This is a genomic window from Klenkia terrae (assembly GCF_900491935.1).
GTDB classification, from domain to species: Bacteria; Actinomycetota; Actinomycetes; order Mycobacteriales; family Geodermatophilaceae; genus Klenkia; species Klenkia terrae.
On the sequence record NZ_UEXK01000004.1, the window covers coordinates 2,363,481 to 2,384,830 of the forward strand.

The 21,350-nt window shown below is 74.1% G+C and carries 17 protein-coding genes; 15 read left to right on the forward strand and 2 right to left on the reverse strand.

The window, feature by feature from the left end:
* The first annotated feature begins 22 nt into the window (after positions 1 to 22).
* The 5 genes from LFA75_RS12055 (at position 23) to LFA75_RS12075 (ending at position 6,582) form a co-directional block, all read left to right on the forward strand.
* Positions 23 to 862: a PaaX family transcriptional regulator gene (locus LFA75_RS12055; RefSeq protein WP_225233880.1), complete on the forward strand. Its 840-nt coding sequence runs from the start codon at positions 23 to 25 to the stop codon at positions 860 to 862.
* 81 nt (positions 863 to 943) lie between these two features.
* Positions 944 to 2,635 carry an AMP-binding protein gene (locus LFA75_RS12060; RefSeq protein WP_225233881.1) on the forward strand — a complete coding sequence of 564 codons (1,692 nt, stop codon included), beginning with the start codon at positions 944 to 946 and terminating at the stop codon, positions 2,633 to 2,635.
* A 55-nt stretch (positions 2,636 to 2,690) separates the two neighbouring features.
* Positions 2,691 to 3,476, forward strand: coding sequence for an SDR family oxidoreductase (locus tag LFA75_RS12065; RefSeq protein ID WP_225233882.1), 786 nt, complete (start codon positions 2,691 to 2,693; stop codon positions 3,474 to 3,476).
* An 11-nt stretch (positions 3,477 to 3,487) separates the two neighbouring features.
* A complete protein-coding gene (locus LFA75_RS12070; protein ID WP_225233883.1) occupies positions 3,488 to 4,960 on the forward strand; it encodes a flavin-containing monooxygenase in 1,473 nt (490 codons plus the stop codon).
* Positions 4,957 to 6,582, forward strand: a complete 1,626-nt coding sequence (locus LFA75_RS12075) for a phytoene desaturase family protein (RefSeq protein ID WP_225233884.1) — start codon at positions 4,957 to 4,959, stop codon at positions 6,580 to 6,582. Before LFA75_RS12070 ends, LFA75_RS12075 begins: the two co-directional genes overlap by 4 nt.
* Before the next feature lie 190 nt (positions 6,583 to 6,772).
* Here the strand turns inward: LFA75_RS12075 and LFA75_RS12080 are convergent, their stop codons facing one another.
* Positions 6,773 to 7,873, reverse strand: coding sequence for an LLM class flavin-dependent oxidoreductase (locus LFA75_RS12080; protein ID WP_225233885.1), 1,101 nt, complete (start codon positions 7,871 to 7,873; stop codon positions 6,773 to 6,775).
* Positions 7,874 to 8,030: 157 nt separating this feature from the next.
* On the opposite strand from LFA75_RS12080, the gene LFA75_RS12085 reads away from it, so the two are divergent.
* The 8 genes from LFA75_RS12085 (at position 8,031) to LFA75_RS12120 (ending at position 17,578) form a co-directional block, all read left to right on the forward strand.
* On the forward strand, positions 8,031 to 8,969 hold the full coding sequence (locus LFA75_RS12085) for an AraC family transcriptional regulator (protein WP_225233886.1): 939 nt from the start codon (positions 8,031 to 8,033) through the stop codon (positions 8,967 to 8,969).
* A 92-nt stretch (positions 8,970 to 9,061) separates the two neighbouring features.
* Positions 9,062 to 10,084: a type IV toxin-antitoxin system AbiEi family antitoxin gene (locus LFA75_RS12090; protein ID WP_225233887.1), complete on the forward strand. Its 1,023-nt coding sequence runs from the start codon at positions 9,062 to 9,064 to the stop codon at positions 10,082 to 10,084.
* Entirely contained in the window at positions 10,053 to 10,889 is an 837-nt protein-coding gene (locus LFA75_RS12095) for a nucleotidyl transferase AbiEii/AbiGii toxin family protein (RefSeq protein WP_225233888.1), read from the forward strand. The genes LFA75_RS12090 and LFA75_RS12095 overlap by 32 nt, the downstream gene beginning before the upstream one ends.
* 178 nt (positions 10,890 to 11,067) lie before the next feature.
* Entirely contained in the window at positions 11,068 to 11,976 is a 909-nt protein-coding gene (locus tag LFA75_RS12100) for a cyclase family protein (protein WP_225233889.1), read from the forward strand.
* 45 nt (positions 11,977 to 12,021) lie between these two features.
* A complete protein-coding gene (locus LFA75_RS12105; protein ID WP_225233890.1) occupies positions 12,022 to 14,193 on the forward strand; it encodes a thiamine pyrophosphate-dependent enzyme in 2,172 nt (723 codons plus the stop codon).
* Positions 14,190 to 15,827 carry an indolepyruvate oxidoreductase subunit beta family protein gene (locus LFA75_RS12110; protein ID WP_225233891.1) on the forward strand — a complete coding sequence of 546 codons (1,638 nt, stop codon included), beginning with the start codon at positions 14,190 to 14,192 and terminating at the stop codon, positions 15,825 to 15,827. Before LFA75_RS12105 ends, LFA75_RS12110 begins: the two co-directional genes overlap by 4 nt.
* Entirely contained in the window at positions 15,824 to 16,975 is a 1,152-nt protein-coding gene (locus tag LFA75_RS12115; RefSeq protein WP_225233892.1) for a benzoate/H(+) symporter BenE family transporter, read from the forward strand. Before LFA75_RS12110 ends, LFA75_RS12115 begins: the two co-directional genes overlap by 4 nt.
* Before the next feature lie 39 nt (positions 16,976 to 17,014).
* Positions 17,015 to 17,578, forward strand: coding sequence for a dihydrofolate reductase family protein (locus LFA75_RS12120; protein ID WP_225233893.1), 564 nt, complete (start codon positions 17,015 to 17,017; stop codon positions 17,576 to 17,578).
* Between the two features lie 12 nt (positions 17,579 to 17,590).
* Here the strand turns inward: LFA75_RS12120 and LFA75_RS12125 are convergent, their stop codons facing one another.
* Complete coding sequence (locus LFA75_RS12125; RefSeq protein WP_225233894.1) at positions 17,591 to 18,928, reverse strand: ATP-dependent 6-phosphofructokinase; 1,338 nt, start codon at positions 18,926 to 18,928, stop codon at positions 17,591 to 17,593.
* Between the two features lie 130 nt (positions 18,929 to 19,058).
* Between LFA75_RS12125 and LFA75_RS12130 the strand changes: the two genes are divergently transcribed.
* A complete protein-coding gene (locus tag LFA75_RS12130) occupies positions 19,059 to 19,658 on the forward strand; it encodes an SGNH/GDSL hydrolase family protein (RefSeq protein WP_225233895.1) in 600 nt (199 codons plus the stop codon).
* A 90-nt stretch (positions 19,659 to 19,748) separates the two neighbouring features.
* Positions 19,749 to 21,260: a Mur ligase family protein gene (locus LFA75_RS12135; RefSeq protein WP_225233896.1), complete on the forward strand. Its 1,512-nt coding sequence runs from the start codon at positions 19,749 to 19,751 to the stop codon at positions 21,258 to 21,260.
* Positions 21,261 to 21,350 lie beyond the last annotated feature (90 nt).

Here is a 21,350-nt window from a genome sequence, read left to right on the forward strand (position 1 = left end):
GTCGGCTGGCACGATGCTGCTGGTGAGCCCGGAGGTGGAGGAGCGACGGGACGGCGGGGGGCGTGCCTCCCGCACCGTCGTCGTGACGTTCCTCGGTGCCGTGGTCCGGCGGATGGGCGGCTGGCTGCCCATCGGCGGCAGCATCGACCTGCTGGCCGCCCTCGACCTGGACGGGCCGACCGTGCGCACCGCGGTCTTCCGGCTGAAGAAGCGCGGCTGGCTGGACCCGGAGAGCCGGGGCGGGGTGCGCGGCTACGCGCTGACCCCGCTGGCCGCCGACTCCTTCGCCCGCGGCGACGAGATCATCTGGCACGCCCGCCAGCCGGCGGCGCTGACCGACGGCTGGTGCATCGTGAACTTCTCGGTGCCCGAGTCGATGCGCAGCCGCCGCCAGCAGCTGCGGTCGCACCTGTCCTCCCTCGGCTTCGGGAACGTGGGGACGGCGACCTGGATCGCCCCGGCCCGGATGCTGCCGGCGGCGCAGGCGGCCATCACCGAGCTCGACCTGGTCGGCCACAGCGCGGTCTTCGTCGGCGACCACGTCGCCGGGCAGGACCTGGCCACGCTGATCCGGGAGAGCTGGGACCTGGCCGGCATCGACCAGCGGTACCGGGAGTTCGTCGCCGAGCACGCCGACACCCTCGCGGTGGTCGAGGGCGGCGTGGACCCGGCGACGGCGTTCGCCACCTATCTGCAGGTGGTCGACGCCTGGCGCCGGCTGCCCTACCGGGACCCGGGCCTGCCCCGCACCCTGCTGCCCGACGACTGGGCCGGCCCGCGGGCCGCCGCGGTGTTCGAGCAGCTGGTGCAGGCCCTCGAGGGCCGGGCGCTGGCGCACGCCGCGGGGCACTGGCCCGCCTGAACCCGACCGGTGTGTATTGACACCTGCGCAACGATCGCGCTTGATGTGTCATGTCACCCGGACCAGAGTTGAGGAGCGCCCGTGCAGCTCTCGCCGTCGGCCCACACCGACACCTTCGCCCGGGACCACCTCCCGCCGGCCGAGGACTGGCCGGTCCTCGAGTTCACCACCCCCGAGCTGCAGCACCCGGCCCGGCTGAACGCCGGGGCCGCCCTCGTCGACGAGGCCGTGGCCCGGTTCGGCCGGGACCGCCCGGCGCTGCGCACCCCGGACGGCGAGGTGTGGACCTACGGCGAGCTGCAGGACCGGGCCGATCAGGTCGCCCACGTGCTGGTCGACGACCTCGGCCTGGAGCCGGGCAACCGCGTGCTGCTGCGCGCACCGAACACGCCGTGGATGGTCGCGGCCTGGCTGGGCACGCTGAAGGCCGGCGGCGTCGCCACGGTGGTCTTCGCCGCGCTGCGGGCCGGTGAGCTGGCCCCGGTCGTCGAGCGGACCCGGCCCGCCCTCGCCCTGGTCGACCACCGCAGCGTCGCCGACGTCGAGGCCGTCCGGGACTCCTCCGCCCCGGACCTGCGGGTGACCACGATCGGGGCCGGCACCGACACCGACCTGGTGGCCCGGGCGGCGACCAAGCCGGCCGGGTTCACCGCCGTCGACACCGCCGCCGACGACGTCGCGCTGCTGTGCCCCACCTCGGGCAGCACCGGCGTCCCCAAGATCACCATGCACTTCCACCGGGACGTGCTGAGCATCGACGCCACCTTCGGCCGGCACGTGCTGCAGCTGGGGCCCGACGACCTGGTGGCCTGCACTGCGCCGTTCGCGTTCACCTTCGGGCTGGGCATGCTGGTGGTCTTCCCGCTGCGCGCGGGCGCCTGCGCCCTGCTCACCGACGCGCTGGCCCCGCCCGCGCTGGCCGACCTGGTCGCCGAGCAGGGTGTCACCGTGCTGGCCACCGCGCCGACGGCCTACCGGCAGATCCTGGCCGCGGGCAAGGGATCGCAGCTGGCGGGCCTGCGGATGGCGGTCAGCGCCGGCGAGCACATCTCCGACGACACCTGGGCCGCGCTGCACGACGACCTCGGCCTGCAGGTGGTCGACGGCATCGGCGGCACCGAGCTGCTGCACATCTTCATCTCCGCCGCCGGTGAGGACGTCCGGCGCGGCACGACCGGCCGGCCCCTGCCCGGGTACCGCGCGGCGATCCTCGACCCGGACGGCGCTGAGCTGCCGGCCGGCGTCGAGGGCCGGCTCGCGGTGATCGGCCCGGTCGGCTGCCGGTACCTGGACGACGACCGGCAGCGCAGCTACGTGCAGGGCGGCTGGAACGTCACCGGCGACACCTTCCGGCGCGACGAGGACGGCTGGTTCACCTACTGCGCCCGCACCGACAACATGATCGTGTCCTCGGGCTACAACATCGGCGGGCCCGAGGTCGAGTTCGCCGTCGACGGGCACCCCGACGTGGTCGAGTCCGCGGTGGTCGGGCGCCCGGACCCCGACCGCGGCGCGGTGGTCTGCGCGTTCGTCGTCCTGCGCGCGGGCGTCCCGGCCAGCGAGGCGACGGCGCGGTCGATCCAGGACCACGTGAAGGCCGTGCTGGCCCCGTACAAGTACCCGCGCGACGTCCGGTTCGTCGACGCCCTGCCGCGCAACACCAGCGGCAAGCTGCAGCACTTCAAGCTGCGCGAGCAGCTCGCCGGGACCGCCCCGCGCTCCGCGGACGCCGGTCGCGCAGAGCGGATAGCCCCCGGTCCCGGGCCTTCCTAGCGTCGCCCTCCACACGTTGTGACCGATGTCGCAGCGTCGGAGGAGAGGAGCCCGCATGACCGACCTGACCGGTCGCACCGCCGTCGTCACCGGCGGTGCCACCCTGCTCGCCCACGGGGTCGTCGAGGCCCTCGCCCGGGCCGGCGCCCGCGTGGTGGTCGCCGACGTCGACGAGGTCGGCGGCGCCGCGGCCGAGGCGCTGGGCACCGACGTCGTCTTCGTCCGCACCGACGTCACCGACGACGACTCGCTGGCCGCCCTGGTGCAGACCACCGTCGAGCGGTTCGGCGGCATCGACGTGGTGGTCAACCTGGCCGCGGTCTACCTCGACGAGGGCTTCGCCACCTCCCGGCAGGACTGGCTGCGGGCGCTGGACGTGAACGTGGTGAGCATGGTCGAGGTGGTGCGGCACGCGCACCCGCACCTGGTCGCCAGCGAGCACGCCGCGGTCGTCAACTTCACCTCGATCTCCTCGAAGGTCGCCCAGACCGGCCGCTGGGTCTACCCGGCGTCCAAGGCGGCGATCGCCCAGCTCACCCGGTCGATGGCGCTGGACCTGGCCCCCGACGGCATCCGGGTCAACTCCATCAGCCCCGGCTGGACCTGGTCGAAGATCATGGACGACCTCTCCGGCGGCGACCGCGCGAAGACCGACGCCGTCGCGGCCCCGTTCCACCTGACCGGCCGGGTCGGGGACGGCGCCGAGATCGGCGCCGTCGTCGCCTTCCTGGTCTCCGACGCCGCCTCCGTCGTCACCGGGGCCGACTGGGCCGCCGACGGCGGCTACTCCGCGCTCGGCCCCGAGCAGACCGTCCCCGCCATCCCGCAGCTCGCAGAGTGAGGTCCTCCACCATGAAGATCGGCATCGTCGGGGCCGGGTTCGCCGGCCTGTCCTCCGCCAAGGTCCTCCGCCAGCTCGGCCACGAGGTGGTGGTCTGGGAGAAGGCGCCCGACCTGGGCGGGGTGTGGAGCGGGACCCGCCGCTACCCCGGGCTCAAGACCCAGAACGACAAGGGCACCTACGCCCTGTCGGACCTCACGATGCCCGTGGACTACCCGGAGTGGCCCTCGGGCGCCCAGGTGCAGGCCTACCTGCAGACCTACGCGGAGAAGTTCGACCTGGTCCGGCACGTGCAGCTGGGCACCGAGGTGGTGCAGGCCCGCCCGTCCGACGGCGGCGGGTGGGACGTCGAGACCGCCGAGAGCACCACGCACGTGGACCACCTGGTGCTGGCCAGCGGGATCTTCTCCCGGCCCTTCGTGCCGCCGATCGAGAACCTCGACCTGTTCGAGAAGCTGGGCGGCGAGGTGCTGGCGGCCAGCGAGTGGCACAGCCACGAGCAGGTCCGCGGCAAGGACGTCGTCGTGCTCGGCTACGGCAAGAGCGCCTGCGACATCACCGTGGAGATCGCCTCGGTGGCGGCCTCGACCACCGTCGTGGCCCGCGAGCTGCTGTGGAAGATGCCGCGCAAGGTGGCCAACGCGGTCAACTACAAGTTCTTCATGCTCACGCGGATGGGCGAGGGCCTGTTCCGCTACCGGTCCACCACCGGTCCGGAGAAGCTGCTGCACGCCAGGAACTCGGCGATGGCCAACTCGATGCTGGGCAGCGTGGAGAAGGTGACCACCGGCCAGCTCAAGCTCACCGACCTCGGCCTGGTGCCGCTGGGCCAGTTCTCCGACATCGCCCGGTCGACGGTCTCGCTGGCCACCGAGGGCTTCTTCGAGGGCGTCGCCGAGGGCCGGATCGCCGTCAAGCGCGACACCGTCGTCGCCCGGTTCGTGGAGCAGGACGGGAAGGCGCTCGCCGAGCTCTCCACCGGGGAGCTGGTGCCCGCCGACGTCGTCGTCGCCGCCACCGGCTGGACCCAGGACCTGCCCTTCCTGCCCGAGGACGTCGTCGACCGGCTCACCGACGACAAGGGGGACTTCCTGCTGCACCGGCAGATCCACCCGATCGACGTCGCCGACCTCAGCTTCGCCGGGTACAACTCGTCGTTCTTCTCCCCGTTGTCGGCGGAGGTCTCGGCGATCTGGATCGGCTCGCTGCTGGGCGGCAACCACGAGCTGCCCAGCCGGGACGAGATGCACCGGCAGCGGCGCGAGACCCTGGACTGGATGCGCGAGCGCACCCACGGCGCGCACGCCCGCGGCACCAACATCATCCCGTTCTCGGTGAAGAACATCGACGAGGTGCTCTCCGACGTCGGCATCGGCGTCGGCCCGCTCACCCGGGCCAAGCAGTGGCTGCTGCCGATCGACCCGGGCGACTACGCGCACGTCACGCCCACCCTGGCGAAGCGGCTGCAGGGGTCGCCGGCATGAGCGACCGGTTCGACGCCGTCGTCGTCGGCGCGGGGATCAACGGCATGGTGGCCGCCGCCGAGCTGGCCGGCGCCGGCTGGCGGGTGGCGCTGGTGGACGAGCACGACCGGATCGGCGGCTTCATCGCGTCGGACGAGCTGACCCTGCCCGGGTACACCCACGACACGTTCAGCTCGTGGCACCCGCTGTTCATGGCCGGCGGCGCCTACGCCGCGCTCGGGGCGGACCTGCACCGGCACGGCCTGGTCTACCGGAACGCCGAGGGCCCGGTGACCGCCTCGGTGTCCGAGCGGGGTGCCGTCGTCGCCGACCGCGACCCCGCCGCCACCGCGGCCACGTTCGAGCACCCGGAGGACGCCGCGGCCTACGCCGCGATGCTCACCCAGCTCGAGCGCTGGTCCCCGCACGTGTTCGGCGCGCTGGGCTCCCGGCTGGGCGGCACCGACGCCGCCCGGCTGGGCCTGGGTGCGCTGCGCGGGCTGGGCCGGGCCGAGGTCGTCGAGCTGGTGCGGGTGGCCGGCCAGTCCGGCCGCGGCCTGGTGCGCGAGCGGTTCGCCGGCCACGAGGTCGACCAGCTGTGGGCGCCGTGGCTGCTGCACGCCGGGCTGGCCCCCGACCAGGCCACCGGCGGGCTGATGCTGCCGGTGATGGCCTTCACCATGCACGCCGTCGGGCTGCCGGTCGTCGAGGGCGGTGCCGGCCGGTTCACCGAGGCCTTCGGCCGGCTGCTCGCCGAGCGCGGCGTCGAGGTCGTGCTGGGGGCGCCGGCCGAGCGGATCGAGGTGCAGGACGGGCTCGCCGTCGCCGTGCACGTCGGTGGCCGGCGGCTGTCGGCGACCAAGGCCGTGCTCGCCTCCACGGCGACCGGCCGGCTGTACGGGGACCTGCTGCGGCCCGAGGACGTGGACGACGGCGGGCGGCAGGCCGTGGTCCGGCACCGTCCGGGCCGGGCCGCCGCCCAGCTGCACCTCGCCCTGGACCGGCCGCTGAGCTGGGCCGACAGCCGGCTGGACGCCGTCCCGCTGGTGCACGTGAGCAACGGGTCCGACAGCACCGGGGTGGCGTGCGCGCAGGCCGAGGCCGGGTTGCTGCCCGCCGAGCCCACGGTGGTGGTCGGCCAGCAGACGGTGCTGGACCCCACCCGCGCCCCCGCGGGCGGCGCGACGCTGTGGCTGCAGCTGCAGGAGCTGCCCTGGGCGCCGACCGGGGACGCGGCCGGCGAGATCGACACGACCGGTGGCTGGACCCCCGAGGTGGCCGACGCCTACGCCGACCGCGTGCTGGCCCGGGTGGAGCGGTACGCGCCTGGGCTGGGCGACCGGGTGGTGGGCCGGCACATCATCTCCCCGGCCGGGCTCAGCGCGGCCAACGCCAACGCCGTCCAGGGCGACCCGTACGGCGGGGCGGCCGAGCTGGACCAGTCGCTGCTGTGGCGGCCGGGCACCGGCACCGGGCACCGCACCGGGGTGGCCCGGCTGTTCCACATCGGCGCCTTCACCCACCCGGGCCCCGGCCTGGGCGGCGGCTCCGGCCACATCGTGGCGCAGGGCCTGCTCCGGCCCCCGGCTGCCCAGCGCCTGGCCGCAGCCGTGCGGTCGAAGCTGGCCGCCGTCCGCAGCTGACCCCTCCGGCGCCGGGGCAAGGGATCCCTTCCGCAACGTTCCACGTGAATCCGTTGCGGAGGGATCCATTGCCCGCGCCGGGATGGGGCGCCCTACCCACCCCCCGCTGGGGCAAAGGAACCTCTGCATCCCCTTCCGAGCTCACGAGGGGGTGCAGAGGTTCCTCTGCCGCGGTGCGAGAGGGGGAGCCTCAGCCGACCTCGGGGCGGAGGCCCTTCTTGGCCAGGCGCGGCATGACCTCCTGCGCGAAGTACTCCAGCTCGCCGGCGTAGTCGACGAAGGCCATCGTGATGCCGCCGAAGCCGGCCTTGGCGAACCGCTCGATCTCGTCGGCGACGTCGTCCGGCGAGCCGATCACCGGGCAGGTGCCGTGCCCGGCGGCGAACCGGCCGCGGAAGGTCTCCAGCATCTCCGCGCTGAAGGACTGCGCGTGCAGGCCCTGCAGCCGCATCAGGTTGTCCACGGCGTCCCAGTCGGCCTTCTCGTCGGCGTAGTGGTGCAGGTACTCCTCCGCCTCGGTGCGGGTCGGCCGGCAGACCACGTGGGTCGGGGTCATGACGCCGGCCCGGCGGCCCTGCGCGGCGGAGTCCGCGGTGAGCTGCTCGACGACGCCGGCGCCGTCCTCGGGACCGCCGACGATGGTGAACACGAAGTCGGCGTTGCGGGCGGCGTAGGCCCGGCCCTGCGTGCTGGACCCGGCGTTGAGGATCGGGATCCGGCCGGCGACCGGCTTGGGCAGCGCCTCGACGCCGGTGAGGTCCCAGAACCGGCCCGGCAGGTCGAACCGGCCCTCCCGGCTCCACAGCTCGGTGACCACGTCGATCCACTCCTGGGCCAGCGCATAGCGGGAGTCGTGGTCGGTGGGCAGGTCCACGCCCATGGCCTCGTACTCGGGCTGGTTCCAGCCGGCGACGACGTTGAGCCCGACCCGGCCGGGGGCGACCTGGTCCACGGTGGCCAGCTGCTTGGCGGTGACCACCGGGTGGTTGAACGCGGTGTGCACGGTGGCGAAGGCGGTCAGCCGCTCGGTGCTGGCCACGATCGCGGTCGCCCACGGCACCGGCTCGAGCACGCCCTCGTGGAAGTTGGTCTCGCCGCCGTAGCCGATCCAGCGGGCGATCGGCAGCATGAAGTCGATGCCCACCCGGTCGGCGATCCGGGCCAGCCGGAGGTTGTCCTCCCACGAGCCCGACCAGCGCTCGGGCACGGTGGTGACGGCCAGGCCGCCGCTGCAGTTGGACGAGAACAGGCCGAGGCGGAAGTGGTCCGCCTCGAGGATCGGGGTGCTCACGGTGGCTCTCCTCGGATCGGGGTGCCGGCGATCATGCGGGCGCGGGTGCACCGGTCGCCATCCACCCGCGGCGCCGGCTGTCCAGGAAGCGAGGTGTTCCGTTCTGCGGACGTTCGTCGCACACTCGTGAGGACGACGACGCGGCGAGGAGGTCCCGGTGGCCCGCACGGCGACACCCCTGGCCTCCCACGGCGTCCTGCGCACGACCAGCGTGGACGCCGCCCGCGCCTCGGTCTCGGACTCCCTGGCTCCGCACCGGCTGACCCCGGTGGGCCGCGGCGAGGGCTTCCGGGCGCTGCACAACGCGGTGGACCTCGACGGCCTGAGCCTGCACTTCATCGACTACGCCACCGAGGTGGAGGTCGCCGTCGACGGCCTGGACTTCCAGCTGGTGCAGATCCCGCTGGCCGGGCGCACCACGATCGGCGGTGTGGTCGCCGTCCCCGGCACGGCGGCGGTGACCCCGGTGGGTCGGTCGCTGCGGATGCACTACTCGGCCGGCAACCCGCGGCTGATGGTCCGGGTCGCCGTCCCGCTGCTGCGCGACCGGGCGGCCGTCGCGCGGGCCACCTGCCCGGCCGGCGGCACCACCCTGGACCTGACCCGGGGCGCCGGCCGCTGCTGGCGCGGGCTGGTCGACCTGCTGCTGGTGGACCTGGAGCGGCCCGACGGCCTGGCCGCACACCCGGCCGCGGCGGCGTCGCTGCGGCTGGCGCTGGTCGACGGCCTGGTCGCCGGGCTCGCCGACCCGGGCCCGGAGCCGGCCACCCCGGCGGAGTCCGTGGTGCGTCGCGCGGCCCGGCTGCTGGAGGAGCACTGCGCCGAGCCGCTGGGCACCCCGGACGTCGCCGAGGCGGTGCACCTGAGCGTGTGGGCGCTGCAGGCCGGGTTCCGCGCGCACCTGGGCTGCACGCCGACGGCCTACCTGCGCCGGGTCCGGCTGGAGCGGGTGCGGGAGTCGTTGAGCGACGGCAGCGCCGCCAGCGTCACCGACGCCGCGCTGCGCTGGGGCGTGCCGCACCTGGGCCGGCTGGCCGGGGACTACCGGGCGGCCTTCGGGGAGAGCCCGAGCGACACCCTGCGCCGGTCTCGGTAACCGATCCTCTTGGGCTCAGCGTGTCGTCGCGCAAGACCGGCGTCAGGCGTTCAAAATTACCCTATGTTCACAATCATTGAACGGTGTGCGAAGTGAACACCGACGATCTGCTGGACGCGCTACCTCGGGTTCTTGACGAACTCGGGGCTCGGGTCGAGCTAGGGGTGACGCACCACCACGACCGGCTCGAGGATGCCCGGATCCGGGTCTCCGTGCCCGGGGTGGGAGCACGGTCGTACGTTTTGGAGGTCAAGCGTCGTCTTACGCCGGGCCTGGCGACCACCGTGCGGAGCAATCACGAGCTGCCGCTCATGGTGGTGGCCCCGTACATCTCTGACGCGGTCGGCGCGGTGCTTCGCGGGATGGCAGTGGACTACGTGGACATGGTCGGGAACGGCTGCCTGCGGTGGCCGGGGGTGTACATCGACGTGCGGGGGAAGCGCCCTGCAAAGAACTCCGTCCAGTCCGGGCCCGAGCGCGGGGACCGGGCCTTCACGCGGGCGGGTCTGCAGGTCCTCTTCGTCCTGCTGACCCAGCCCGCTGCGGCCTCGACAAAGCTTCGACAGCTGGCCGAGGCATCGGGTACGTCGCTCGGGACGGCGCAGGGCGTCGTCGGCGAGCTAGAACAGACGGGCGCCCTGGTTCCGACGTCGACGGGGCGACGTCTGCACCGACCGGGGCAGCTGTACGACAGGTGGGTCGAGGCGTATGCCACGCGACTGTCGCCGAGCCTGTACCTCAGGTCCTTCAGAGCCGACCGGCTCGACTGGTGGCGGGCAGCCCGGTCGGAGGATCCGGACCTCGTCGTCGGCGGTGAGGCAGCGGCCGCAGCCCTGGACACGATGCTCCGTCCTGAGTCCGTGACCTTCTATGTCACCCGCACCCCCACCCAGCTGGTTCGGCAGCACCGGCTCGTCCCGGTGCCCAGGAAGGAGGCGAACGTCCACCTCAAACGGCGATTCTGGGACGAACAGGTCGTCCGGGGAAGCAAGGGGCTTGCCCCCACAACGTTGGTGTTTGCCGACCTCGTGACCTCCGGTGAGCCACGCCTGCGCGAGCACGCCGAGCGACTGAGGAGGGCAGATGCTCGACTTCTCGAACTCGACGGATCCTGATGTCGTCGGAATGGCGGTCGCCCTCGGAACCCTCGGGGCCCGAGCTGAGGAGGTCGGACTGGAACCCATGCTCGTAGGGGCAAGCGCACGGACGCTGTGGTCGATTGCCCTGACCGAGGGCCTGCCGTCCCGGGCGACCCAGGACGTCGACGTCGCCGTGGCGGTCAGCAGCTGGGACCAACTCCGCACGCTGACCTCGCTCCTGACCCCGGAGGGAAACGTGGAGCACCGCTTCGTGGTCGAGGGCGTGCCGGTGGACGTCGTGCCCTTCGGTGAGGTCGAGGCCGAAGACCGGACCATCCGATGGGCGGACGACCACGTGATGAACGTGCTCGGTCTCCGCGAAGCACTGGATGTGCGGGTACCGGTGCTCCTGCCCGGAGGAGTCCGGACCTCTGTCCCGTCCGTCCCGGCCCTTGCTTCGCTGAAGGTGATCGCATGGCTCGATCGCCGCCTCGACACCACCAGGGACGCCGTCGATCTGGCGATCATCATGGGCTGGTGGGGAACAGGACCGCTGCTCGACGAGGTCTACGCAGCTGAGCACGAAGAGGTGCTGGCCGACTGCGACTTCGACCCGTCCCGGGCGGGAGCTGCACTGCTGGGCGCCGGTATGGCCGACGTCCTGGGTCCGGATGGCGCGGCCGCAGTGCTCGGAAGGCTGGACGACGACTCAGCCTCTCGGTGGGCGGCCGATGCCGGGTGGTCGAACCCGGTGTGGCGGCAGCGCTTCTCCGACCTGGTCGCTGCCCTCGGTGGCCGGTCCGGGAGCACCACCGGCTCATCGCACAAGCTCCGCTCCTAGCTCACTGGCCGACGAGCAGTCCGGCCAGCGCGCCGGTCGCGCTGAGGTCGGGGCCGGGCACGGCGCAAACCGGCTGCCGGCTGCGCATCGCGGATAGATCCGGGACGGCGACCGGCCTAGCGTCGCACGCCACGGCAGCTGTGACCTGCCTCATGCGACCGGAAGGACGACCCTCCCCGTGACCGTCATCGACGCACTCCTGGCCTCCCTGGACTCCGGCGAGGTCGAGATCATCGACCTCACCGCCCCGCTCTCCCCGGAGACGCCGGTGCTGCAGCTCCCGGCGCCGTTCGCCAACACGATCCCGCTGTCGCTGGAGAAGGTCAGCGACTTCGACGACGACGGCCCGTTCTGGGGCTGGAACAACATCCACACCGGCGAGCACACCGGCACCCACGTCGACGCCCCCGCGCACTGGGCCACCGGCCGGGACGGCGCCACCGTCGACGTCATCCCGCCGCGCCGGCTGGTCGGCCCGGCCGTCGTCCTGGACTTCACCGAGCAGGCCTCGGCCGACCCGGACTTCCTCCTCGAGCCCGAGCACCTGGACGCCTACGTCGCCGAGCACGGCCCGCTGCCCGAGGGCGCCTGGCTGCTGTTCCGCACCGGCTGGAGCCGGTTCGGCCACGACGCCGCCGCCTTCGCCAACGCCGACGATGCCGGCCCGCACACCCCCGGCGTCTCCGCCGCGGGCGCGCAGTGGCTGGCCGCCTCGCCGATCACCGGCNGGCTGCTGTTCCGCACCGGCTGGAGCCGGTTCGGCCACGACGCCGCCGCCTTCGCCAACGCCGACGATGCCGGCCCGCACACCCCCGGCGTCTCCGCCGCGGGCGCGCAGTGGCTGGCCGCCTCGCCGATCACCGGCTACGGCGTGGAGACCGTCGGCATCGACGCCGGCCAGGCCGGCGGCCTCGAGCCGCCGTTCCCGGTGCACCACTTCCTGCTCGGCGCCGACAAGTACGGCCTGACCCAGCTGCAGAACCTGGACAAGCTGCCGCGCACCGGCGCGCTGCTGGTCGTCTCGCCGCTGCCCGTCGTCGGCGGCACCGGCTCGCCCGCCCGGGCGTTCGCCGTCGTCCCCGCCTGACCCACCCCGAAGAGCACGACCCCCAGCTCGAGAGGAGCACCGACCATGGCCGAACGCTCGTTCGCCCACGAGGTGACCAAGCTGCGCGACGGCGCGGGCACCACGTTCTCCGGCGAGGGCATCCTCGCGGTGACCAAGGCGCTGCTGCAGTCCGGCGTGGCCTACGTCGGTGGCTACCAGGGCGCCCCCATCTCGCACCTCATGGACGTCCTCGGTGACTCCCACGAGATCCTCGAGGAGCTGGGGGTCTACTTCGAGAACAGCGCGTCGGAGGCCACCGCCGCGGCGATGCTCGCCGCCTCGGTCAACTACCCGCTGCGCGGTGCGATCACCTTCAAGTCCACGGTGGGCACCAACGTGGCCGCCGACGCGCTGGCCAACCTCTCCAGCGGCGGGGTGACCGGCGGTGCGCTGGTCATCGTCGGTGAGGACTACGGCGAGGGCTCGAGCATCATGCAGGAGCGCTCGCACGCCTTCGCGATGAAGTCGCAGATGTGGCTGCTGGACCCGCGGCCCAACATCGGCGCGATCGTGGACGCCGTCGAGGCCGGCTTCGAGCTGTCGGAGGCCAGCTCCACGCCGGTGATGCTGCAGCTGCGGCTGCGCTCGTGCCACCTCTACGGCAGCTTCGAGGCCAAGGACAACGTGCGGCCCCCGATGACGGTGACCGACGCGATCGAGAACCCGAAGCGGCAGCTGGACCGGATCGTGCTGCCGCCGGCGAGCTTCCTGCACGAGAAGGAGAAGATCGAGGACCGCTGGCCGGCCGCGGTCGAGTTCATCAAGGCCCGCGGGCTCAACGAGGTCCTCGGCGCGGACACCGCCGACGTCGGGATCATCGTGCAGGGCGGGGTCTACAACACCCTGAACCGCTCCATGGAGCTGCTGGGCTGCTCGGACGCGTTCGGCAACACCCAGGTGCCGGTCTACGTGATGAACGTGACCTACCCGGTGGTGGACTCCGAGATCGTCGACTTCTGCGCGGGCAAGCGCGCCGTCCTGCTGGTCGAGGAGGGGCAGCCCGACTACATCGAGCAGAACCTGAACACGATCCTGCGCCGGGCCGGGTCGCCGGTCGCGCTGCACGGCAAGGACCTGCTGCCGGTGGCGGGGGAGTACACCACCGCCGCGGTCACCCGCGGGGTCGACGCCTTCCTCACGAAGTACCTCCCCGAGGTCAAGAAGACCGAGCCGGCGCTGCTCAAGCCGGCCGAGGACCCCGGCAGCCCGTTCGCGCCCCGGGTCGACCCGCAGGTGGTCAAGGCCCGCCCACCGGGTCTGTGCACCGGGTGCCCCGAGCGGCCGATCTTCTCCGCGCTCAAGCTCGCGGAGAAGGAGATCGGCAAGGAGCACCACGTCAGCGCCGACATCGGCTGCCACCTGTTCGCCATCAACGAGCCGTTCAACCTGGGCGCCACGACGATGGGCTACGGCCTGGGCTCGGCCGGGGCCGCGGCGCTGAACAGCAAGGACGCCGACCGCCGCACGATCGCGGTGATGGGCGACGGCGGGTTCTGGCACAACGGGCTGACCAGCGGCGTGGGCAATGCCGTGTTCAACAACAACGACCAGCTGCTGCTGGTGGTGGACAACGCCTACAGCGCGGCCACGGGCGGGCAGGACGTGCTGTCGTCCAAGGCCGACAACGCGCTGCGCTCGACCAAGCACCCCATCGAGAAGGCCGTCCGCGGCATCGGCGTGGAGTGGGTCCGCTCGGTCACCGACACCTACCGGATCGGCGAGCTGCGCGACCTGCTGGTCGAGGCGCTGACCACCAAGGAGCGCGGGCCCAAGGTCGTCGTCGCCACCTCGGAGTGCCAGCTCAACAAGGACCGCCGGGAGAAGCCGCTGCGCGCCAAGGCGGTGAAGGAGGGCAAGCGGGTCGTGAAGGAACGGTTCGGCGTCGACGCCGAGACCTGCACCGGTGACCACGCCTGCATCCGCGTCTCGGGCTGCCCGTCGCTGACCATCAAGGCCAACCCCGACCCCATGCGCCAGGACCCGGTGGCCACCGTCATCGACTCCTGCGTCGGCTGCGGGGTCTGCGGGGCCAACGCGCACGCGGCCTCGCTGTGCCCGTCGTTCTACCGGACCGACCTGGTGCACAACCCCACCCGCAAGGACCGCGTGCTCGCCCGGGCCCGGAAGACCTGGACCAGCGCGCTGTCCACCGGCGTGGAGAAGCGCGCCTCCCGGTACGAGGCGGTGACCGCGTGACCAGCTGGACCGAGGGACGCCGGCCGATCACCATCGCGATCCTCGCCATGGGTGGCGAGGGCGGCGGCGTGCTGGCCGACTGGATCGTCGCCGTCGGCCAGGGCGCCGGCTTCTTCGCCCAGACCACCTCGGTGGCCGGGGTCGCCCAGCGCACCGGCGCCACCGTCTACTACGTCGAGCTCTACCCGGCCGGCGAGGGCGGCGGCGTCCGTGCGGAGCCGGTGCTGAGCCTCTTCCCGACCCCGGGCGAGGTCGACGTGGTCATCGCCTCGGAGCTGATGGAGGCCGGCCGCGCGGTGCAGCGCGGGTTCACCACCCCGGACCGGACGACGCTGATCGCCTCGACCAACCGGGTCTACTCGATGGACGAGAAGCTCGCCCTGGGCGACGGCCGGGTCGACAGCGCGGGCCTGCTCGACGCCGCGCGCCTGGGCTCGAAGCGGCTGGTCGCGGCCGACTTCAACGCCCTCGCCCGCCAGGCCGGCAGCGTCATCAGCGCCTCGCTGTTCGGCGCGCTGGCCGGCTGCGGCGTCGTCCCGGTCGAGCGGTCCCGGTTCGAGGACGCCATCCGGGCCGCCGGCAAGGGCGTGGAGGCCTCGCTGCGGGCCTTCGCCGCCGGCTACGACGCCGCGCAGGAGCCGGTGCCGACCCCCGCACCGGCACCCGCACCCGGCCCCGGGGCGGTGCCGATCACCCTGCTGACCCGCCGCCCGGTCGACCCCGAGGAGGCGGCGGCGCAGAGCGAGGAGCAGCGCCGGCGCGAGGTCGCGGAGTCCGACCCCGAGAGCCTGGTCGGCCCGGCCCTGCGGGGCCGGGTGCAGCGCGTCGTCGCCGACTTCCCGGCCTCCGCGCGGGACATGCTGCTGCAGGGCATCGTCCGGACGGCGGTCTACCAGGACACCGCCTACACCGACCGCTACCTCGACCGGGTCGCCCGCGTGGTGCCGCTGGACCCCGAGGACGCCGCCGGGCTGGTCACCGAGACCGCGCGGCACGCGGCGCTGTGGATGACCTACCAGGACACCATCCACGTCGCGCACCAGAAGATCCGCCGCCGCCGGCTGGCCGGGGTCCGCGCCGAGGCCGGGGCCGAGGACGACACCCAGCTGGTGGACGTGAAGGAGTACCTGCACCCGCAGGTCGAGGAGATCACCGACACCCTGCCCACCGCGCTGGGCCGCCGGCTGGCCGCCTCGAAGGGGTTCGCGAAGGTCGTCGGCAAGGTGACCCGCGACGGCATCGTGGTCAACACCACCGGCATCGTCGGCTACTCGATGCTGTGGACCATGGCGCACGGCCGGCCGCTGCGGCCCCGGTCGCTGCGCTTCGGCCGCGAGCAGGAGGCGATCGACGCCTGGCTGGACCACGCGGTGCGGCTCGGCGCCACCGACCCCGCGCTCGCCCGCGAGGTCGTGGAGTGCCAGCGGGTGCTCAAGGGCTACGGCGCCACCCACGAGCACGGCCGGGAGAGCTTCGCGCTCCTCATGGAGGCCGTCGACGCGTTCACCGGGTCCGACGACGACGCCGCTCGGCTGGCCCGGCTGCGCACCGCAGCCCTGGCCGACGAGGACGGCGCCACGCTCCGCGCGGCGCTCGGGCAGCGGGCGGTCGCCGCCGTACGTTCCGTGGGGTGAGGCAGGGGCTGACGGCGCCGGTCACCGCCGGCGTCGTCTCGGCCCTGGTCGGGTTCACCAGCTCGTTCGTCGTCCTGCTCACCGGCCTGTCCGCCGTCGGGGCGACCCCGGCGCAGGCGGCCGGCGGGCTGCTGGCGGCCAGCGTCGCGATGGGCGTCGCCTGCGTCGTGCTGTCGGTGACCACCCGGCTGCCGATCGCCGCGGCCTGGTCCACCCCCGGCGCGGCGCTGCTGGTGACCACCGGCGGGGTGGCCGGGGGCTGGCCCGCCGCGGTCGGGGCCTTCCTGGTCACCGGCGTGCTCGTCGTGCTGACCGGCCTGGTGCCGCAGCTGGGTGCGCTGGTCGCCCGGATCCCGGCGTCGCTGGCGCAGGCGATGCTGGCCGGGGTGCTGCTGCAGATCTGCCTGCAGGTGCTCACCGGCCTGCAGCGGTCGCCGGTCGCGGTGGGCGTGGTGGTCGCCGTCTGGCTGCTGGGTCTGCGGCTCGCCCCGCGCTGGGCCGTGCCGCTGGCGTTCGGGGCCGCCGCGGTGGTCACCGTGGTCGCCGCGACGGGCGCGGCGGGGCAGCTGGCGCCGGGGCTGGAGCTGACCACGCCGACGTTCACCTGGCAGGCGCTGACCGGCATCGCGCTGCCGCTGTACCTGGTCACGATGGCCTCGCAGAACGTCGCCGGGGTCGCCGTGCTGGCCGGCCTGGGCTACCGGGTGCCGTGGCGCCGGGCGATGCTGGTGACCGGGGTCGCGACCGTCGTCGCCGCGCCGGCCGGGGCGCACGCGGTGAACCTGGCCGCGATCAGCGCGGCCCTGACCGCCGGGCCGGAGGCGGGGGAGGACCGGTCACGGCGGTGGATCGCCAGCTCCACGGCCGGCGTCGTCCTCGTGGTCCTCGGGCTCGGCTCCACGGCGGTGGCCGCCCTGGTCGGGCTGGCCCCGGCCGGGGTGGTCGCCGCGGTGGCCGGGCTCGCGCTGCTGGGCACCCTGGCCGCCTCGACCCAGGCGGCGCTGGCCGACCCGGCCGACCGGGTCCCGGCGATCGCCGCGCTGGTCACGGCGGCGTCCGGGGTAGCCTTCCTCGGCATCAGCTCCGCGTTCTGGGCGCTGGTCGCCGGTCTGCTGGTCCGCGCCGTGGTGGGGCGGGGTCGGGGCTGACGTCTTCCGCAGGAACCGCCCGGCCGCCATGCTCGACCCGTGGCCCGACTCCTCTACTCCGCCATCTGCTCCCTGGACGGGTTCGTCGCCGACGAGGCCGGCGACTTCGGCTTCGCCTTCCCCGACCCCGAGGTGCTGGCCGCGGTCAACGAGGACACCGCGCAGGTCGGCACCTTCCTGCACGGGCGCCGGATGTACGAGCTGATGCAGGGCTGGGAGACCGACCCGTCGTGGGCCGAGGGCGACCAGGGGTCGGCCGACTTCGCGGCGCACTGGCAGCGGGCGGAGAAGGTCGTCGTCTCCACCACGCTGACCGACGTGGTGACCCGGCGGACCCGGCTGGTGCGCTCCTTCGACCCGGTGGAGGTCGCCGCGCTGGTGCGGGACGCCGAGCAGGACGTCACCGTGGACGGGCCGACCCTGGCCGCGCACGCCTTCCGGGCCGACCTGGTCGACGAGGTGCACCTGCTGGTCGCCCCGGCGAACGTGGGCCGCGGGCTCAAGGCGCTGCCCGACGACGTCCCCCTCGCCCTGGACCTGCTGCGCGACCCGCGCCGGTTCGCCGGCGGCTTCCTCGGCCTGCGCTACGCGGTCCGCCGCTGAGCAGACGTGGACTCAGACGTGGACCGGCTGGCCCGTCGCCTCGAGGACCGACAGCCACAGGTCACCGCGCGGGTCGACCTGGTTGCGGGTGCGGGTCACCAACGGGATCGGCAGGTTGACGAACCGGCCGTGCCAGCGCCCGGCGACGGTCGCCGTCCGGCCGGCCATCGCGGCGTGCACGGCGGCCTGCGCCAACCGGGTGCAGTAGACGGAGTCGTGGCTGTTGGCCGGCACGCTGCGGATGGCGTAGCCCGGGTCGACGTAGCGCAGCTGGAAGTCGGTGCCCGCGGCGGTCAGGTGGCTGCCGAGCTCGTCGCGCAGCTTCTTGCCGATGTCGAACAGCTTGGCGTTGCCCGAGGGGTCGGCGCCGCCCTCGGTGCCGGCGAACATGTCCTGCCCGTAGCCCTCGGCGACCACGATCAGCGCGTGGCCCTGCCGGTCCAGGGTGCGCTCCACGTGCGCCAGCACGCCGCGCTCGCCGTCCAGCGGCATCGGTACCTCGGGGATGAGCACCAGGTCGACGTCGTCGCTGGCCAGCGTGGCGTAGGCGGCGATGAACCCGGAGTGCCGGCCCATCAGCTTCACCAGGCCGACCCCGCCGCGGTGCGAGCGCGCCTCGGTGGCCGCTGACCGGATCGACTCCGCGGCCCGGCCGAAGGCGGTCTGGAAGCCGAAGCTGCGGTCGATCCAGGGGATGTCGTTGTCGATCGTCTTCGGGACGCCGACCACCGCGATCGGCAGGCCCTGGCGCAGCGACTCGTCGGCGATGGCCTGGGCCCCGCGCAGCGACCCGTCGCCGCCGATCACGAACAGCACGTCGATCTGCCGCAGCCGCAGCGTCTCGACCATGACCTTGGGGTCCTGGCCGCCGCGCGAGGTGCCCAGCACCGTGCCGCCCTGCTGGTTGATCCAGCGCACCGACTCCGGGGTCAGCTCCACCGGCTCGGCCCCCAGGGGGGTCAGCCCGAGGTAGCCGTCGCGGAAGCCCAGCACCGAGTGCACGCCGTAGTGCTCGGCCAGCTCGCCGACCAGGCCGCGGATGACGTTGTTGAGCCCGGGGCACAGGCCCCCGCAGGTGACGATGCCGACCTTGGTCTTCTTCGGGTCGAAGTAGAGCTTGCGGCGCGGACCACCGGGTTCGAAGGTGGGCAGCTCCTCGACCGGGACGCCGCGCCGGGACGCCACGCCGAGCGTGCCGTCGACCAGCACGCGGTCGTGCTCGCCCACGTAGTGCATCGACTCCCCGCGCTCGAGCAGGCCGCCGTCCAGCGGGGACGGGAAGGTGAGCTCACCCAGGGTGCGGACGGCGAGGTGCTCCGGGGTCAGCTGGAGCTGCTCGTCGGTGTCCACGGTCACCAGTCTGCCCTGTCCGGGCCCTCCGGCCGCCACCCGGCTCGCCGCTGACCTGCACGAACGAGGTAGACGTCCCAGACGTGTTGCGCCCTGGAACACCGGTCCGCCACCCCCCGTTCGACCAGGCGTGACCTACTCCCTCGCCGTCCTCGGTGACTCCATCGCCTTCGGCACCGGTGCCGCGGACCCGGCTGACGCCATCGGGCCCCGGCTGGTGCGGGCGCTGGCCGAGGACGACGTCGACGTGGCGCTGCAGGTGGTCGCCGTCCCCGGCGCGACCTCGGCCGCGCTGGCCGGTCAGGTGCGGCAGGTGACCCGCTGCGACCTGGCGCTGGTCGTCGTCGGGGCCAACGACCTCACCCGCCTGGTGCCGCCGGCCACCGCGGCCCAGCAGCTCGGTGCGGCGGTGCGCGACCTGCGGGTGCTCGGCGCCGACGTCCTCGTCGTCCCGGCGCCGGACCTGTCCACCGTGCCGTGGGTGCCGCCGGCGTTCCAGGCGCTGGTGGCGACGGCGAGCGCGGAGCTGCAGCGCCGGCAGGACGAGGCCGTCGAGGCCGCCGGCGGGGTGGCGGTGCCGATCGGCGCCGACCTGGGGGAGCGGTTCCGCAACCAGCCCGGGCTCTTCGCCGCCGACCGCTTCCACCCCTCGTCGGCGGGCTACGCGCTCATCGCCGAGGCGCTGCTGCCGGTGGTCCGCTCGATCGCCCGGGGCCGCACCGCCGCCTGAGCCTCCGGTGGCCGGGTCGGGCGACAGGTCCCCATGATGGCCGCGGGTGGAGACCACGCCCTCGCCGTCGCACCTGCCGTCGAGAGGCCAGTGTTGCTCCCCGACCTCCCCTTCCCGGGCTCCACCCTGGGCGCCGTCGCCCACCGCGCCCGGAGCACCGCCGACCTGCCCGACCCCGGCGCGCCCGTGGCCGACCTGGTGATGGACTCCCGCCGGGTCCGCCCGGGCAGCCTGTTCGCCTGCGTCCGGGGCGCCCGGGCCGACGGGCACCGGCACGCCGTCGAGGCAGTGGCGGCCGGGGCGGTCGCGGTGCTGGCCGACCGGTCCGACCGGCTGCCGGCCGACCTCGGCGTCCCGGTGGTCGTCGTCCCCTCGGTCCGGGCGGTGCTCGGCCCGGTCGGTGCGCTGCTGGCCGGCGACCCGGCCGACCGGCTGCGGCTGGCGACCGTCACCGGCAGCAACGGCAAGACGACGACGAGCACCCTGCTGGCCGGGGTGCTGGACCGCTGCGGTCTGGTGACGACGGTCGGGGCGACCTTCGGCCCGCACACCCGCAGCACCGCGCTGACCACGCCGGAGGCGCCGGACCTGCACCGGCTGCTGCGCTGGATGGTGCAGCGGGGTGCCGCCTCGGCGGTGGTCGAGGCGTCCTCGATCGCGCTGGACATGGGCCGGGTCGACGCGCTCCCGGCCGAGGTCGCGGTGTTCACCGGCTTCGAGGCCGACCACCTCGACCACCACGGCACCCTCGAGCAGTACTGGGCCAGCAAGGCCGAGCTGTTCACCCCGGACCGCACGCGGGCCGCCGTCGTGGTCACCGACGACCCCTGGGGTCGGCGGCTGGCCGACCAGGCCCGGGTGCCGGTCACCCGGGTGGGGCGGGACGCCGACTGCGACGTCCGGGTGCTGCGCGGGACCTCCGACGCCACGGGCACCGAGGTGCTGCTGGTCCACGACGGCCGCCGGCACCTGCTCCGCACCCCGGTCGTCGGCCACGTGCACGTGACCAACGTGGCCGCCGCGTGGGCTGCGGCCGTCGTGCTGGGCTGCGACCCCGAGGCGGTGCGCGACCGGCTGGCGGTGGTGCTGCCCCCGCCGGGGCGCAACACCCTGCTCAGCGCGCCGGGGTCACCGCTCGTGGTGGTCGACTACGCGCACACCCCGGCGGCGCTGGCCGCGGCCGTCTCCACCGCGGCGGACCTGCGCCCGTGCGGCCGGGTGCACCTGGTGCTCGGGGCGCGCGGCGCCCGCGACCGGTGGAAGCGCCAGGGCCTGGGCGAGGCGGCGCGGGCGGCCGACGATGTGTGGCTGACCAACGAGGGCAGCCACGGCGAGGACCCGGCCGCGATCGTCGCCGAGCTGGCGGTCGGCCTGCTCGGCTCCGATGCCCGGGTGCAGACCGTGCTGGACCGGCGGGGGGCGGTCACCCGCGCGGGCGACACCGCCGGGCCCGACGACGTCGTCCTGGTCGTCGGCCGGGGGCACGAGACCCTGCTGCAGGACGCGCCCGGCCAGGTCGACGCGGCGACCGCGGTGCGGTTCTCCGACGCCGACGTGGCCCGGGCGGCGCTGGGCCGCGGCCGTCGCCGCGCCGCCTGCTGAGGTCAGTCCTCCTCGGCCTCGTGCGCCTTGAGCTCGCGGGTGGCCATGCCGCCCTCGCCGCCCTCGTCGCGCGGGCCGGGGTGCAGCTCG

Excerpts from the sequence above, each read along its gene's own strand:
- LFA75_RS12075 (WP_225233884.1), top strand. The coding sequence starts at position 4,957 with ATGAGCGACCGGTTCGACGCCGTCGTCGTCGGCGCGGGGATCAACGGC.
- LFA75_RS12070 (WP_225233883.1), top strand. The coding sequence starts at position 3,488 with ATGAAGATCGGCATCGTCGGGGCCGGGTTCGCCGGCCTGTCCTCCGCC.
- LFA75_RS12095 (WP_225233888.1), top strand. The coding sequence starts at position 10,053 with ATGCTCGACTTCTCGAACTCGACGGATCCTGATGTCGTCGGAATGGCG.
- LFA75_RS12105 (WP_225233890.1), top strand. The coding sequence starts at position 12,022 with ATGGCCGAACGCTCGTTCGCCCACGAGGTGACCAAGCTGCGCGACGGC.
- LFA75_RS12065 (WP_225233882.1), top strand. The coding sequence starts at position 2,691 with ATGACCGACCTGACCGGTCGCACCGCCGTCGTCACCGGCGGTGCCACC.